Annotated in this window: 13 protein-coding genes; 9 read left to right on the forward strand and 4 right to left on the reverse strand. The window is 60.5% G+C overall.

Annotated elements, in window-relative coordinates; genetic code table 11:
• Positions 1-149 precede the first annotated feature (149 nt).
• Together IVB54_RS15635 and IVB54_RS15640 are read right to left on the reverse strand one after the other, a co-directional pair.
• Positions 150-1241 (reverse strand): acyltransferase, encoded by a 1092-nt coding sequence (locus IVB54_RS15635; protein ID WP_247777336.1) that lies wholly within the window; start codon positions 1239-1241, stop codon positions 150-152.
• Positions 1242-1558: 317 nt separating this feature from the next.
• Positions 1559-2134 carry an ATP-dependent Clp protease proteolytic subunit gene (locus IVB54_RS15640; protein ID WP_247777337.1) on the reverse strand — a complete coding sequence of 192 codons (576 nt, stop codon included), beginning with the start codon at positions 2132-2134 and terminating at the stop codon, positions 1559-1561.
• Positions 2135-2582: 448 nt separating this feature from the next.
• Here IVB54_RS15640 and IVB54_RS15645 point away from each other — a divergent pair, with 448 nt between their 5' ends.
• Positions 2583-2801 (forward strand): hypothetical protein, encoded by a 219-nt coding sequence (locus IVB54_RS15645; RefSeq protein WP_247777338.1) that lies wholly within the window; start codon positions 2583-2585, stop codon positions 2799-2801.
• A 5-nt stretch (positions 2802-2806) separates the two neighbouring features.
• Here the strand turns inward: IVB54_RS15645 and IVB54_RS15650 are convergent, their stop codons facing one another.
• Together IVB54_RS15650 and IVB54_RS15655 are read right to left on the reverse strand one after the other, a co-directional pair.
• The gene (locus tag IVB54_RS15650) at positions 2807-3052 is read right to left on the reverse strand and encodes a hypothetical protein (RefSeq protein ID WP_247541749.1); all 246 of its coding nucleotides are present in this window, start codon (positions 3050-3052) and stop codon (positions 2807-2809) included.
• Between the two features lie 412 nt (positions 3053-3464).
• Positions 3465-3698, reverse strand: coding sequence for a hypothetical protein (locus tag IVB54_RS15655; protein WP_247541750.1), 234 nt, complete (start codon positions 3696-3698; stop codon positions 3465-3467).
• Between the two features lie 775 nt (positions 3699-4473).
• Between IVB54_RS15655 and IVB54_RS15660 the strand changes: the two genes are divergently transcribed.
• The 8 genes from IVB54_RS15660 (at position 4474) to IVB54_RS15695 (ending at position 11443) form a co-directional block, all read left to right on the forward strand.
• A complete protein-coding gene (locus IVB54_RS15660; protein ID WP_247777339.1) occupies positions 4474-5097 on the forward strand; it encodes a phage head-tail connector protein in 624 nt (207 codons plus the stop codon).
• A complete protein-coding gene (locus IVB54_RS15665) occupies positions 5094-5444 on the forward strand; it encodes a hypothetical protein (protein ID WP_247777340.1) in 351 nt (116 codons plus the stop codon). The genes IVB54_RS15660 and IVB54_RS15665 overlap by 4 nt, the downstream gene beginning before the upstream one ends.
• Positions 5445-5452: 8 nt before the next feature.
• Positions 5453-5911, forward strand: coding sequence for a hypothetical protein (locus tag IVB54_RS15670; RefSeq protein WP_247777341.1), 459 nt, complete (start codon positions 5453-5455; stop codon positions 5909-5911).
• A gap of 55 nt (positions 5912-5966) precedes the next feature.
• Positions 5967-7217, forward strand: coding sequence for a phage tail tube protein (locus tag IVB54_RS15675; RefSeq protein ID WP_247411249.1), 1251 nt, complete (start codon positions 5967-5969; stop codon positions 7215-7217).
• Between the two features lie 140 nt (positions 7218-7357).
• Positions 7358-7837, forward strand: a complete 480-nt coding sequence (locus tag IVB54_RS15680; protein ID WP_247411251.1) for a hypothetical protein — start codon at positions 7358-7360, stop codon at positions 7835-7837.
• Between the two features lie 47 nt (positions 7838-7884).
• Positions 7885-8172: a hypothetical protein gene (locus IVB54_RS15685; protein WP_247411253.1), complete on the forward strand. Its 288-nt coding sequence runs from the start codon at positions 7885-7887 to the stop codon at positions 8170-8172.
• Positions 8150-8860 carry a hypothetical protein gene (locus tag IVB54_RS15690; protein ID WP_247411269.1) on the forward strand — a complete coding sequence of 237 codons (711 nt, stop codon included), beginning with the start codon at positions 8150-8152 and terminating at the stop codon, positions 8858-8860. Before IVB54_RS15685 ends, IVB54_RS15690 begins: the two co-directional genes overlap by 23 nt.
• A complete protein-coding gene (locus IVB54_RS15695; protein ID WP_247411271.1) occupies positions 8861-11443 on the forward strand; it encodes a hypothetical protein in 2583 nt (860 codons plus the stop codon).
• Positions 11444-11478 lie beyond the last annotated feature (35 nt).

An 11478-nucleotide genomic window follows, 5' to 3' on the forward strand; every position in this document is an offset into this window, starting at 1 on the left:
GAGCGCCAATCTGGGAGGGCGTTCACTCCCTTCAGGGGCGTGGAAGTCAGCTAAGGGCCACAGGCAGACTTCGCCGCCACGGGCTCAGCGTGGTCGACGTCAGGAGCTCCTGCGCAATAGCGCGTAAGCCGAACAAGAGAATAGGAGAGCTACGTTGCTGCCGGAGCGGGTGCCGGCTGTGACGCTGGACCGGCGCTTTCTGCGCTTGCGTTGTGATCAGCCCCGAGATTGCGGCGATATCGGTTGAGCGGTCGCTCAATGCTCAGGTAACTGCCCGCAGCCGCGATGACTGAAAAGCCCAGTACGATTGGAGCGGTCAGGTACCAGGGCATCAACTCTCTAAGATAAAAAGCTGCGGGATAGTGCCAGAGATACATCCCGTAAGAGATGACACCGATGCCGACCAAGGGCGGCGCTGACAAGATCGAGTTGACCCAGGAGCTTTGTGTTGAGGCTGAGATCACCAAACAGAGACCGGCCACATGAGCCAGAGGCGTTATGACGACAAGGGACCAGGGGGCGCCCCAGTAGCCGATAGAGAGACAGACAACGAGCGCCGTCCAGCCGCCGACGCCCGCTGCATCGGCCGCGCGCTTCGAGATTGGCGCTCTGTTTTGCAGGAACATCGACAGCATGGAGCCGCACACCAGCCCGCCGAAGCGCGTATCAAAGCGATAATAGGTAGCGTCCCATCCCATGTTTTCATATTCGAAGATGCGCCACGCGCTGCCAAGCAGGTAGAGCGCCAAGAGACCGTACAGACTCCAACGGAGATCGATGCGAGCCAACACCAGGATTGCCAGCGGCCAGATAAGGTAGAAGTGCTCTTCAACCGAAAGCGACCACATGTGAACGAGCACGTTCGGACTATGCCAAAAGGCCTGCGAATAGTCGGCGAGATAGAAGGCTGCTAGTCCGGCGTCCCGGATGTGCGAGATGACCTCATATTGCGGCCAAAGCCATGGGGCGACCAAAACATATGCGCTCAAGCATACTAGGAGAGCCGGCGCGAGGCGAAGGAATCTGCGCAGATAAAAACGTGGCAGCACGATTCGTCCGGTTGCGTCTAATTCGTCAACAAGGAGTCGGGTAATCAGGAAGCCACTAAGGACAAAGAATATATCGACGCCAAAATAGCCTTGGCGGAACGCGGGAACGCGGCAGTGCCCCAGAATGACAAGGCCAATCGCCAGGGCCCGCAGTCCATCGAATGCGGGATTGTATTGATTTCGGAGTGCCAACCGAGCCTCCAGGCAAATCGCGGCGCCGCCGCATTGGGTTGTTATTGTTGAAGTGCCACGTTCAAGGACGTTTCTTCGCGCCTTGAAGGAACTGGCATTCCGACGCAAGTAAAGGTTGAATAGATTGCGAATTCCCTAACGTTACAACCTAAACTAGCACCTCTACTACTTTCGTCGGGAAGTGCGCGTTGAAACAAAGCCGATCCGTCGGTCCGCTATGGGTCTTGTCATAAGCGGACTAACAGTTCGCTCCCTTCAAGGAACCGACCGCACGCTGGTTAGTTCGTCATCATGATGACGGGAGGTCGATGATGAGACTAGTAGTCCACGTTGAAGATGGGAGTGCCGGCAGGCAAGTCGGGCATTCCGATTTTTTGGATGATGCCATGCTCCAGGGCAAAGCTAGCGTCTTTGACCATCGGATGCTCGAGGAACTTGATCGCCTCGATCTCCGTATCCGTAAATTTCGTGCGCTCCTTGAAAATGCGAAGGTATAGCTCGCGCTCCATGTCGACAATTTGGACGTGGTCCTGCATTTGAATTCGGTGGAGGTTCACCGGTTTGTCGTAGAACCAACTCAAATTGTGAAAATGGAAATAGGAGTGCTCGCAGCAAAAGCGCTCTTCCCCTGCTAAAAACAGGATGTTGCCAGCGGATGCGATCTGCCCCATGTTGATCGTAATCAATTTTGCGGGCAGCACACGCAGCAGATTGTAGAGAGAGAAAGCTTCTTCGATCGACCCTCCTTCGCTGCTAAGCATGAGATAGATCGTGTCATACAGAGCGCCGCTTTGAACCGGCTGCCCATTGCCGAAATTGCATAGGACGTTGCGTAAGATTTTCGTGGCCGGATAATTTGTTGGCCCGTGAAAAACAAGAGCGACCGCCGCCATCTAATACCTCCGCTTCGAAAGCGGGCAGTATGACAATCCTACTCGTTTAAGTCGAGTCCACTCCAAGGGCGTGCCGAACCGATCTCGCCCTGCGAGTTTTATGGCTCAAGTGGTATTTTGCAGGTTGCGCAGTGGAAGGTGCGACCAAATTTGTTCGTAACGACCTCGAAGCCCTCGGGGACCTTGAGGAATTCGTTGTTAAATTGACTAACCTCGATGAGCTCAGCGTCGCCGGTATTGCCACAAAGGGGGCACCGTAGGTGTTCTATCCAAGTTTCCATCGCCCAAACGTTTCACGATGGCGCACGACAATCTGGTCAATTTTGATCACTCCATGAAATCTGATTGGTCCACCCCCTTCAGGGGCGTGGAGTTCAGCTAAGGGCCCGAGCAGAAGTGCGCTAAAAGGGCCGCCACCTAAGGCCCGCTTTATCATGGGATATTGCGCGTGGCTGGAAACCAGATGATCCTCTGCTCGCCATGGAAGAACGATGAACGCCGCGCCCGCGACGAAGCCAAGGAAGCTGTGCATAAGGTACGACTGGAGGCGGAACTGCTTAGGTCTGCCATCGCTGAAACGCGGGCGCGGATTGAGGAAAGCCGCGAACTCCTTGCGCGGGCCTCGCGTGTCAAACGCCCCTTGGCGCCCTTGGCGGAAGCACACTGACGAAGTTAATCCATCCGGCCGCGGAGCTTCCGTTCCAGCTCGCGCTGATCGTCGGCATATTCCCCAGCTACTAGGCGAGCTTCAGCGGTACGTCGGATTTCCTCAGCGCTTCGGGCGAGGTCCTCGTAGTTCTTGGCAACAGTGCGAAGCGCATCTCGCGCTTCGGGATACTCGCAATTGTCCGCCTTAGCGCGAAACTCGTCCGCACGTTTCCGCCAGTACTTCGGCGAGTGCATGCGCTCGATGCCCATGGCCAATCCCCTGAATTGGTTTTGCAGGTTAACGGATTGTAGGCTTAAGGGTTCGGGCACGGCAAGTGGCCGGAGAACCAACCAGGGTCGCGGCCTTCGGCCGGCGCCTTCCATGACGCGCTCAGGAAGATGTCGGCCAAGCGCGGAGGCGATCGAGCCAGCAAAAAAAGGACCCCAGCTTCAGGGCGGTGAAGCTGGGGCTGTTGAGCTGCCTTGGCGAAGCAGCTGCCCCCTTGGGGAGGGGCACGGGAAAACTTGGCAATCGGCAAGTCGTTCCTAGCGGGACGAAAATGAGCCCCAGCTCCCGGGGGCAATGGGGAAGAGCTGGGGCCCGACTGCGTTGCTCAATTGGGCGTTGGGAAAACTTAGTAGCCGGCGAGACGTTCCAGTTGCTGTTCCGGCGGCAAATGTTTTAGCGGCCTCTGTCATCCTTGCCGTTGGGGCTGCCATCGCCACCGCCATTTCCCCAGCCATTGTTGCCGTGGTGGTGCTCATGGTGATCATGGTGGACGGCCCCCGCACCAGAGTGCGCAATCGCATCGGATGTGAGGGAGGTCGAGAGCAGTAGCGTGATGGCTGGAGGTGTCACGGCGGCGAACTTTCCGCAGGTCTTCAGAAATTCACGGCGGTCATCCTGGTCATCCATGGGTTCTCTCCGGGGCTGGCGGAAGTATTAAATACGCTAAACCAAATTAAATCACTTTAAATATGTTAATGGTCTCGGTCACGAACTGCGACCATAAGTTTCGAGACCAGCTGTTCGCTCTTCGCTACTCCCCTCACGGATATCGGCTCGCTCACTTCAAGCGAGCCGAACCGATCAGCGCCGTCCCGGGCAATCAGCGCATGGAGAGGTTTTAGGAAGAAGCCCACCATCCGTCGGGGAATGGCTCCAGCAAGCAATCGACTAGGTTGTCGTTATCAGGGGGGCCGATAGCTCCTGCATTCCTGCTTGGTGGCGCGTGGCGACGGAGACGGACAGACATGGCGCTCGGTTTACGACATCGAAGGCGGCGCGAGGCAGGATGTGTGAAGCGTAGTGGGGGCACACCGCGGGCGCTGCGCTCTGCTTCTTCGACCAGACCTCGAAGATCTTCCAATTCTGATAGCTGAGAAATGAGTTCGTGAAGTCGTTCGGCACAAAGGATTGCGCGAGAGTTTCGCATAAATGTCCTCCCCAGCACGAAAAGCACTATCAGGACGGCTTAAGAGCAAATAGCTCGGGTAAAAGCGGAAAACTATCATTGGTTTATATTTGATTTCAACACGTCAGGCTCACTGCCCCAAGAGAGCGATTTCGCTCCCTTAGGCTGTGGCGCTGCACGATCGAAATCGTTAGCGACTTCGGCGAAATCGCAGGCCCTCTGCGCGCCGGTGCGCGGCTTGACACCAAAGGAACAATGATGCGGTCGATCGTAACAGTGGCATCGCCAGCGTCCGACACGGCGCTGACGACGCTTGCGCGGGTCAAGCTCGAGCTCGGCATCCCGACCGGGATCACGAGCAGCGACGAGATCCTGCAGAACAAGATCGACGAGGCCTCAGACGATATCGAGGCCGCGCTCGGCTTCCGCCTGGTGCGGGAGACCGCGGTCGAGACCTTCTGGCACGAGCAGTATGACGTCGCGCCGGAGAAGCTTGTTCTTGACCGGACGCCCGTGGCCGCGATTGCGAGCGTGGTCGTCGACGGGGTCACGATCGACGCCTCCACCTATCGGGTCGATCCGAACACGGGTGAGCTGTTTGCACTCTGCAATGGCTATCCGAGCGTCTGGGTGTTCTGCCGGAGCGTCGTCGTGACCTATGGTGGTGGCTATATCCTGCCGCCGGCGAGCAACCGGACTTTGCCGAAGGGCATCGAGGGCGCGTGCGTGGCGCTGGTGTCGAGCTTCTGGGCGGCGCGGGGGCGGGATCCGACGCTGCGGTCGGAGGAGATCCCGGATCTGATCAGCGCGACGTATTGGGTCGGCGCCGTCGGCGAAGACGGCGAGCTGCCGCCCGATATTGTCACCAAGCTGGCGCCGTTCCGCAGGGCGATCGCATGACGCCGGAGATGGCAAGGCAGCGCTACGCGATCGCGCTCAGCCGCTTCGGCCAGGTGACGATCCGCCGCTATTACGGCGCGGGCAGTCCGCGGGCGCACTATGAGAAGATCTGCCGCGGCCGCGAACTGCAGTATCAGCCGAACGAGATCGTCGGGCCGATCCTGCAGGGCGACTGGAAGATCATCCTGCTCGCCGAGGATCTCGAGAGCGGGGCCGTCAGCCTGCCGCTGGTGTCGACGGACAAGGCGATCGTGCGCGGCAAGGAGCTGACCATTGCCGGCATCGACGACAAGACCCGTCGGTTCGGCGACGTTCTGGTCGCCTATGTGCTGCAAGTGAGGGGCTGAGCGAGGGGATGAGCACCACCGAAGCCCAGGCCCGAGCCGCGGTCCGTGCGCAGTTGCCCGGGAGCGCGTTCGCTTTCCCGATCTATTGGCAGGGCGACGATGCGCCGACCTTGCCGGACACGCCGGCGGCGTTCGCGTTCGTCGTGTTCAACAACGAGGGCTCCGGCGGGCGGCCAGCGGCCTTCGGCGGCGGCCGCGGCCGCAATCTGTTCCGTAACCGTGCCCTGGTCGAGGCTTATGTGTTCTCGCCGATCGGCGCGGAGAGCGGCGCCGATGCCGCCTCAGGCCGGGCAGAGCTGATCGCGGCGCGGCTGCGCGGGTTTCGCGACAACGATATAAGCGTGTTCAGCGCCGACGTGATCTTCATCGGCCCGGGATCATCGATCTCGGTGCCCGGCGTGACGGCGCCGAACAACTACCAGTGTGCCGTTGCCGAAATTTCCTTGACATTCGACCAGATCGGCTAACGCCGCAACCGCACCGTCGCGACGACGGCGCATTCCATCGCGAAAGGAATCTGCCATGAGCTTGGCCGAAGGCGTATCAGCCAGTATCCGCTACAAAGCCTATTCGACCGGCGTCATCACGTCGAACGTCGAGCCGGTGCCGGCGGTCGATCCTGCCGTCACAGGCGGCCAGATCCTGCGGCGCGTCTCGTCGTCGCTGAAGCTCGCCAAGGACACCTATCAGTCGAACGAAGTCCGCACCGATCGGCAGATCTCGGACTTCCGTCATGGCAAGCGCAGCGTCACGGGTTCGATCACGGGCGAGCTCTCGCCGGCGACCTGGTTCGACTTCATCGAGGCGTCCTGCCGGGGCACCAAGTCGGCTGCATTGATCGCGTTGGGCCCCTCGGCGCTGACCAGCATTGCCGCCGACAATGCCACCAGCAAGTTCATTGCCGCCGGCGGCGACCCGGTGGCGCTCGGCTGGCGCATCGGCGACATCCTGCGCGCGACCAACCTGTCGGATCCCGACAACAATGCGAAGAATTTTCTGTTGACCGCGTTTGGCGGCACCAGCAATCGCAATATCTCGGTCTACCCCGCGCCGGATACGATGACGGCGGACACGTCGTTCTCGCTGACGAACACGGGCAAGTCGGTCTACGTGCCGTCATCGGGCTTCGTGTCGCGCAAATGGGGCATCGAAATCTACAACTCCGATATCGACGTCTCGCGCCTCTTCACGGAATGTCGTGCTGCCGGCTTCACCATGGACCTTCCCGCCAGCGGCATGGCGACGATGGAAGTGCCGTTCATGGGCCGCAACATGGTTGTCGGCTCCGGCGCCTCGGCGCCGTTCTACACCTCGCCTGGGGCCGAAACCACGACTGGCCTGATCGCGGCTGTGAACGGTCTGCTGATGGTGGGAGGATCGGCAGTCGGCGTCGTCACGGGCCTCAACATCAAGATGGAGCTGAGTCCGTCGGGTGATGCCGTGGTCGGACAGAACTTCGTGCCCGAGATCTTCCTTGGCCGGGCCAACGTGACCGGCCAGGCTACGGCATTCTTCCAGGACACCACGTTGATCAACGACTACATCAACGAAAGCCAGGTCTCGATCCTCGCCTATCTGACGACGACGTCGGCGGTGAATTCGCCTGCGATCTCGGTCTACCTGCCGCGGGTCAAGTTCGGCGATGCGGACGTCGCGACCTCGGGCGAGGGCGGGCAGGCCATCACGATGCCGTTCCAGGCATTGAAAGCCGATGGGACCAATCCCGGCGACGAGGCGACCACGATCCGCATCGTCGACACCCAGGCGACCTAACCGATATCCACAGTTCCCCGCCGCACACGGGGATCCTCGCACGGGCGGGCCGCAGTGATGCGCCCTGACCGGGCGGTGACGTCACCGAGCGGCCTCGCTGGCGGGCGAGGCCGTTCACCCTTCCGCCAAAGGAAATCAGCATGTCGAATAAGTTTGGGTCTCTGGTCGCCGACGTATCGAAGGCGTTTTGCGTCGAGATCGTCGATCCCGTGACTGAAGAGGTCATTCGCGACAAAGCCGGCAATCCTATGTTCATTGCCATCTGGGCTGCCGACAGTGCGCGCGCGCGGGACTTTGGAAAAGCCAAGCGGAAGGAGCTGGCGCTTCGCGTCAAGCAGTCGCGCAACGGCAAGGTCGAACCTGACGATGCGCTCGAGGCGAACATCGCGTTCTGTGCCGCGCTGACCGATGGCTGGTACCTAGTCGATCGTGTGACGGGCGAACCGATCGACGTCCCCTGCACGCCGGAGAATGCGGCGGATCTCTACAGCTCGTTGGGCGCCGGTTGGATCTTCATTCAGCCCTGGACGGAGGCCAACTCCGCGGTAAATTTTTTGCCGAAGCCGTCGAAGCCCTCTGTCGATACGCCGAAGCCGTCTTCCGAGGCGGAAGGCGCCTAGACGACGGCGCGTCGCTTGCGGACCACGAGGCGTCCGCCGCGAGGCAATTGGCACTCCTCGGGAAGAAGAGCCAGGCAAAAGCGGTACAGCCCGACCTGCCGGAATTCCCGTGGGAGCTCGATTACCTCTGGGGCTTCTTCAACGAACTCTCTTACGGACTGAAGTCGGACGGCATGGGTCCGGTGATGGCGTCATGGCAGGACGTCCAGGCATGGTCGGCAGCAATGCATGTCGATCTGGAGCCGTGGGAGAAGAAGGTGCTGGTCCGATTGGCATGGATCAACGCCGGCATACAATCGGAGAAAAAGCCAGTTGGCAGTCAAAACCAGAATTGATCCGGTCAGTAAGGATATCGAGCTCTTGATCTCCAGCGCGTTGTCGCCGGCCGCACAGAGCGTTGCAGTTGCAAAATATGCGCAGGCTCAGATCGATGCTGGTGATGCCGCTAACAGGCGAGTTCTCGGCCGAGTGCCGCCGCGGACTATCACAGTCGATGGTCGTCCGAGTGCGCCGCTTGAAAGCGTTAACGCGTCGCATGGGTCGATCATCGTTGAATGGGAGCTGGTTTCCGATGTGCTGGTATGGATCGGTGACACCCTGAAGGATCGGTCTCCGCATGTGTCGGGGGACTTCAAGGATGGATGGACGCTTCTTGCCGACGGCGAGGTGATCGAGGCCGGCGCGCAGACCCCAAACGCGACCGAGTTTACGTTCGTGAACGTCGTCCCATATGCGCGAAAGATCGAGGTCGGAAAGACCGAGAGCGGCCGTGACTTCGTCGTGCAGTTGCCGAACCGTATTGCTGAGCGGACCGCCAGGGATGCTCAGGCTCGCTTCGGCAACATCGCGAGAATCCGTTCCGTCTGGATATCCCTGTCGAACGCTTACACGCTGAAAAACGATCAGGCGTCGCGGTCGTTCACCGGCGGAAAACTGCGAATCAGCAAGAAGCAGCGCCACGATCGTGTGGCCGGCAGCGACATCACCTATCCAGCCATCCTCGTTTTTTTGAAGGCGAAATAAATGGCCGATATCCAGGAAGCTGTCAGGCGACTGACGATTCAAACCACGGCACCCGGTGCTGACGCGGCGGCGAAGTCGCTTGCTGACGTCTCGAAGGCAATGGATGGCGTCACCGTGTCGTCATCGTCGACCGAAAAGGCGACCCTCTCGCTCGACCAGAAATTTGCCAGCCTCGAGAAACGCTACGTCGCCGGCGTCGCCGCGCAGGCTCAGTATGAGAAGACACAGCGGCTGGTCAACCAGGCAGTGGCGCAGAATCCCGCGCTGCAGGACCGCGCCAATGCGATCCTCTCCGCGGCGAAGGATCGCCATGATCAGCTTACGAACTCGCAGAAGGCGCTGGGCATCGTCACCAGCGACCTGAATGCGCGGGTGCAGGCCTCCGCCGGCTCATTCGGCGTCGTCGGCAATGCGTTGACGGCGCTTGGACCTTATGGGTTGGCGGCTGCGGCCACGATCGGAACGCTGGTCGGTGCGCTCAATTTCGCGTCGGACGCCGCCCACCATTTGGCCGACAAGGCGAAGTCGCTGCGGGAATTCGCGGAATCGACTGGCCTGACGACGCAGCAGGTGCAGGCTCTGAGTTCAGAGGCGGGCAAGTTTGGCATCGACAGCGATACGCTCTCGGGTGGATTGCAGAAGTTCACGGCAGGCTTTCAGCAGCTGCGGCTTGGCACCGGCGATCTCTTGACCCAGATCCGGCGCATCAATCCGGCTCTCGCCGATCAGATCCAGGGCGCGCAGGATGCAGCGACAGCATTCACGCTGTTCGGCCGGGCGGTGGCGCAGACAGACAACATCTTCCAGCGCAATGCGCTTCTGAAGGCTGGGCTCGGCAAGGGCAGCGCGATCTTCGGATCGTTCTTCGAGACCGCGCCGGATGTGTCCGCGTTGACCAACGCCTTCGCCACAGCAGGCAAGGGTATCGACGACAATATGATCAAGAAGCTGGCACAGCTTCAGGTCGAAATCGATAAGACCAATAGCGCGGCCAGCAAGACGTTTGCCAGCATCTTCGCCGTGCCCGTTCTCGAGGGCGAAAAGCAATATGCAAGTTTGCTGCTCGAGATCGCCAAGGCGATGAAGGAGATCTCGCAGTATAAATTCCCCGAGGCGCCGGATTGGGTCAAATCCGCTGCGGGGATCGCGGGGAAGGCCGCCCTAAACATCGTGCCGCAAATCGGAATGGCGGTCGAAGGGGCGGGGTACATCAGGTCGGGCGTGTCGAAGCTCGCAGCGGCGAATGATGCGCGGTCGAGCTCGATGGCAAATTTCCAGTCGCCGGCGAACTCGTATTCGGCGTTTCAGGCGCCGGGCGCAGCGGCCAATTCCAATTCCGCTTCGGCCGGGCTGACGCTGGATGCACAGGCTGCCAAGCTCAAGGACCTGGTTGGCGTGCTCGGTTCTGCGGCTACGCCGGCGCAGCGCCTGGCTGCAAATATCGCCGAACTCGGCGTCAAGGCCAGAGATGCTGGCCTCGGCGAGGACGTGCTTGCGAAGGCAACGTCAGGCTTGAGGCTTGAGAACGCGATCGCGCTTCAGTCTCAGCATAATTCCGCGCTCGGCGCGGCAGCATCGACCGCAGATGTGCTGAAGCTGAAGACACTCGAATTGGCGAGGGCGCAGCAGCAAGGGGCCGGGCTCACACAGGCTCAGATCGATAATCAGAAGCGTCTCACGGTCGAACAGAACCTCGGAATCACTCAGATCAAGGCCAGCGCGGACGCCTATACGCTCGAGGCGCAGACCATCGGTATGACTACCGGAGACGCCGTTGCCTTCGCCGCCGTTCAAAACAAGATCAACGAGGCGCGGCGGAACGGCCAGGTCCTGACTCAGGACAATATCGACGCCATCACGCGCGAGGCCCAGTCGCTGGGCAGGGCCGCGAAATCTGCTGAAACGCTTCGGTTTGGCTACGACACCTTGACCAGCCTTGGGCAGAGCTTCAGTCAGAATCTGCGCAACGGACAGAACGCGTGGGACGCCTTCAAAAATGCCGGTCTTACAGCATTGGGATCGATCGCCGACCGTCTCGCGAAGATGGCAACCGACAATTTGTGGAGTGCTGCATTCGGCGGCAGTTCAAGCGGCGGGGGAATCTTGGGCTTGCTGGGCCTTGGCGGAGGATCCGGTGCAGCCAATGCCAATGGATCTATCTTTGGCGCGGTTGGCCCAACCTCCGTTGGCGGCGCGCCTCTTGTCGGACTGCACAGCGGCGGCATCGTGGGCTCGGAGGCGACGTTCACACGCAACGTCGTCGATATGTCGGCGTTCTCGCGTGCGCATCGTTACCATACGGGCGGCATCGCTGGTGATGAGGTGCCGATCATCGCCAAGCGTGGAGAGGGCGTGTTCACGCAGGGGCAGATGGCGGCCTTGGGGCGCGGTGGCGGCGAGGGATCGAGCGGCGTCCATGTGTCGGTAGGCGTCACCGTCGACGACGACGGCAAGCTGCAGGCCTATGTCAAGAACGTGTCGCAGGCGACGACAGTGCAGGGCATCGGCGCCTACGCGGCCAGTCCCAAATTCGTCGAGCACGTCGGCGCGGCGTCCAGCAAGGCGAGGTCGCGGCGGCTGTGAGCATTTCCTTTCCGCGCACCGACATCCTGACCCCG

It is taken from the genome of Bradyrhizobium sp. CW1, from assembly GCF_023100665.1.
Lineage (GTDB): Bacteria > Pseudomonadota > Alphaproteobacteria > Rhizobiales > Xanthobacteraceae > Bradyrhizobium > Bradyrhizobium canariense_D.

Excerpts from the sequence above, each read along its gene's own strand:
- IVB54_RS15695 (WP_247411271.1), top strand. The coding sequence starts at position 8,861 with ATGGCCGATATCCAGGAAGCTGTCAGGCGACTGACGATTCAAACCACG.
- IVB54_RS15650 (WP_247541749.1), bottom strand. The coding sequence starts at position 3,052 with ATGGGCATCGAGCGCATGCACTCGCCGAAGTACTGGCGGAAACGTGCG.
- IVB54_RS15665 (WP_247777340.1), top strand. The coding sequence starts at position 5,094 with ATGACGCCGGAGATGGCAAGGCAGCGCTACGCGATCGCGCTCAGCCGC.
- IVB54_RS15675 (WP_247411249.1), top strand. The coding sequence starts at position 5,967 with ATGAGCTTGGCCGAAGGCGTATCAGCCAGTATCCGCTACAAAGCCTAT.
- IVB54_RS15680 (WP_247411251.1), top strand. The coding sequence starts at position 7,358 with ATGTCGAATAAGTTTGGGTCTCTGGTCGCCGACGTATCGAAGGCGTTT.
- IVB54_RS15670 (WP_247777341.1), top strand. The coding sequence starts at position 5,453 with ATGAGCACCACCGAAGCCCAGGCCCGAGCCGCGGTCCGTGCGCAGTTG.
- IVB54_RS15640 (WP_247777337.1), bottom strand. The coding sequence starts at position 2,134 with ATGGCGGCGGTCGCTCTTGTTTTTCACGGGCCAACAAATTATCCGGCC.
- IVB54_RS15655 (WP_247541750.1), bottom strand. The coding sequence starts at position 3,698 with ATGGATGACCAGGATGACCGCCGTGAATTTCTGAAGACCTGCGGAAAG.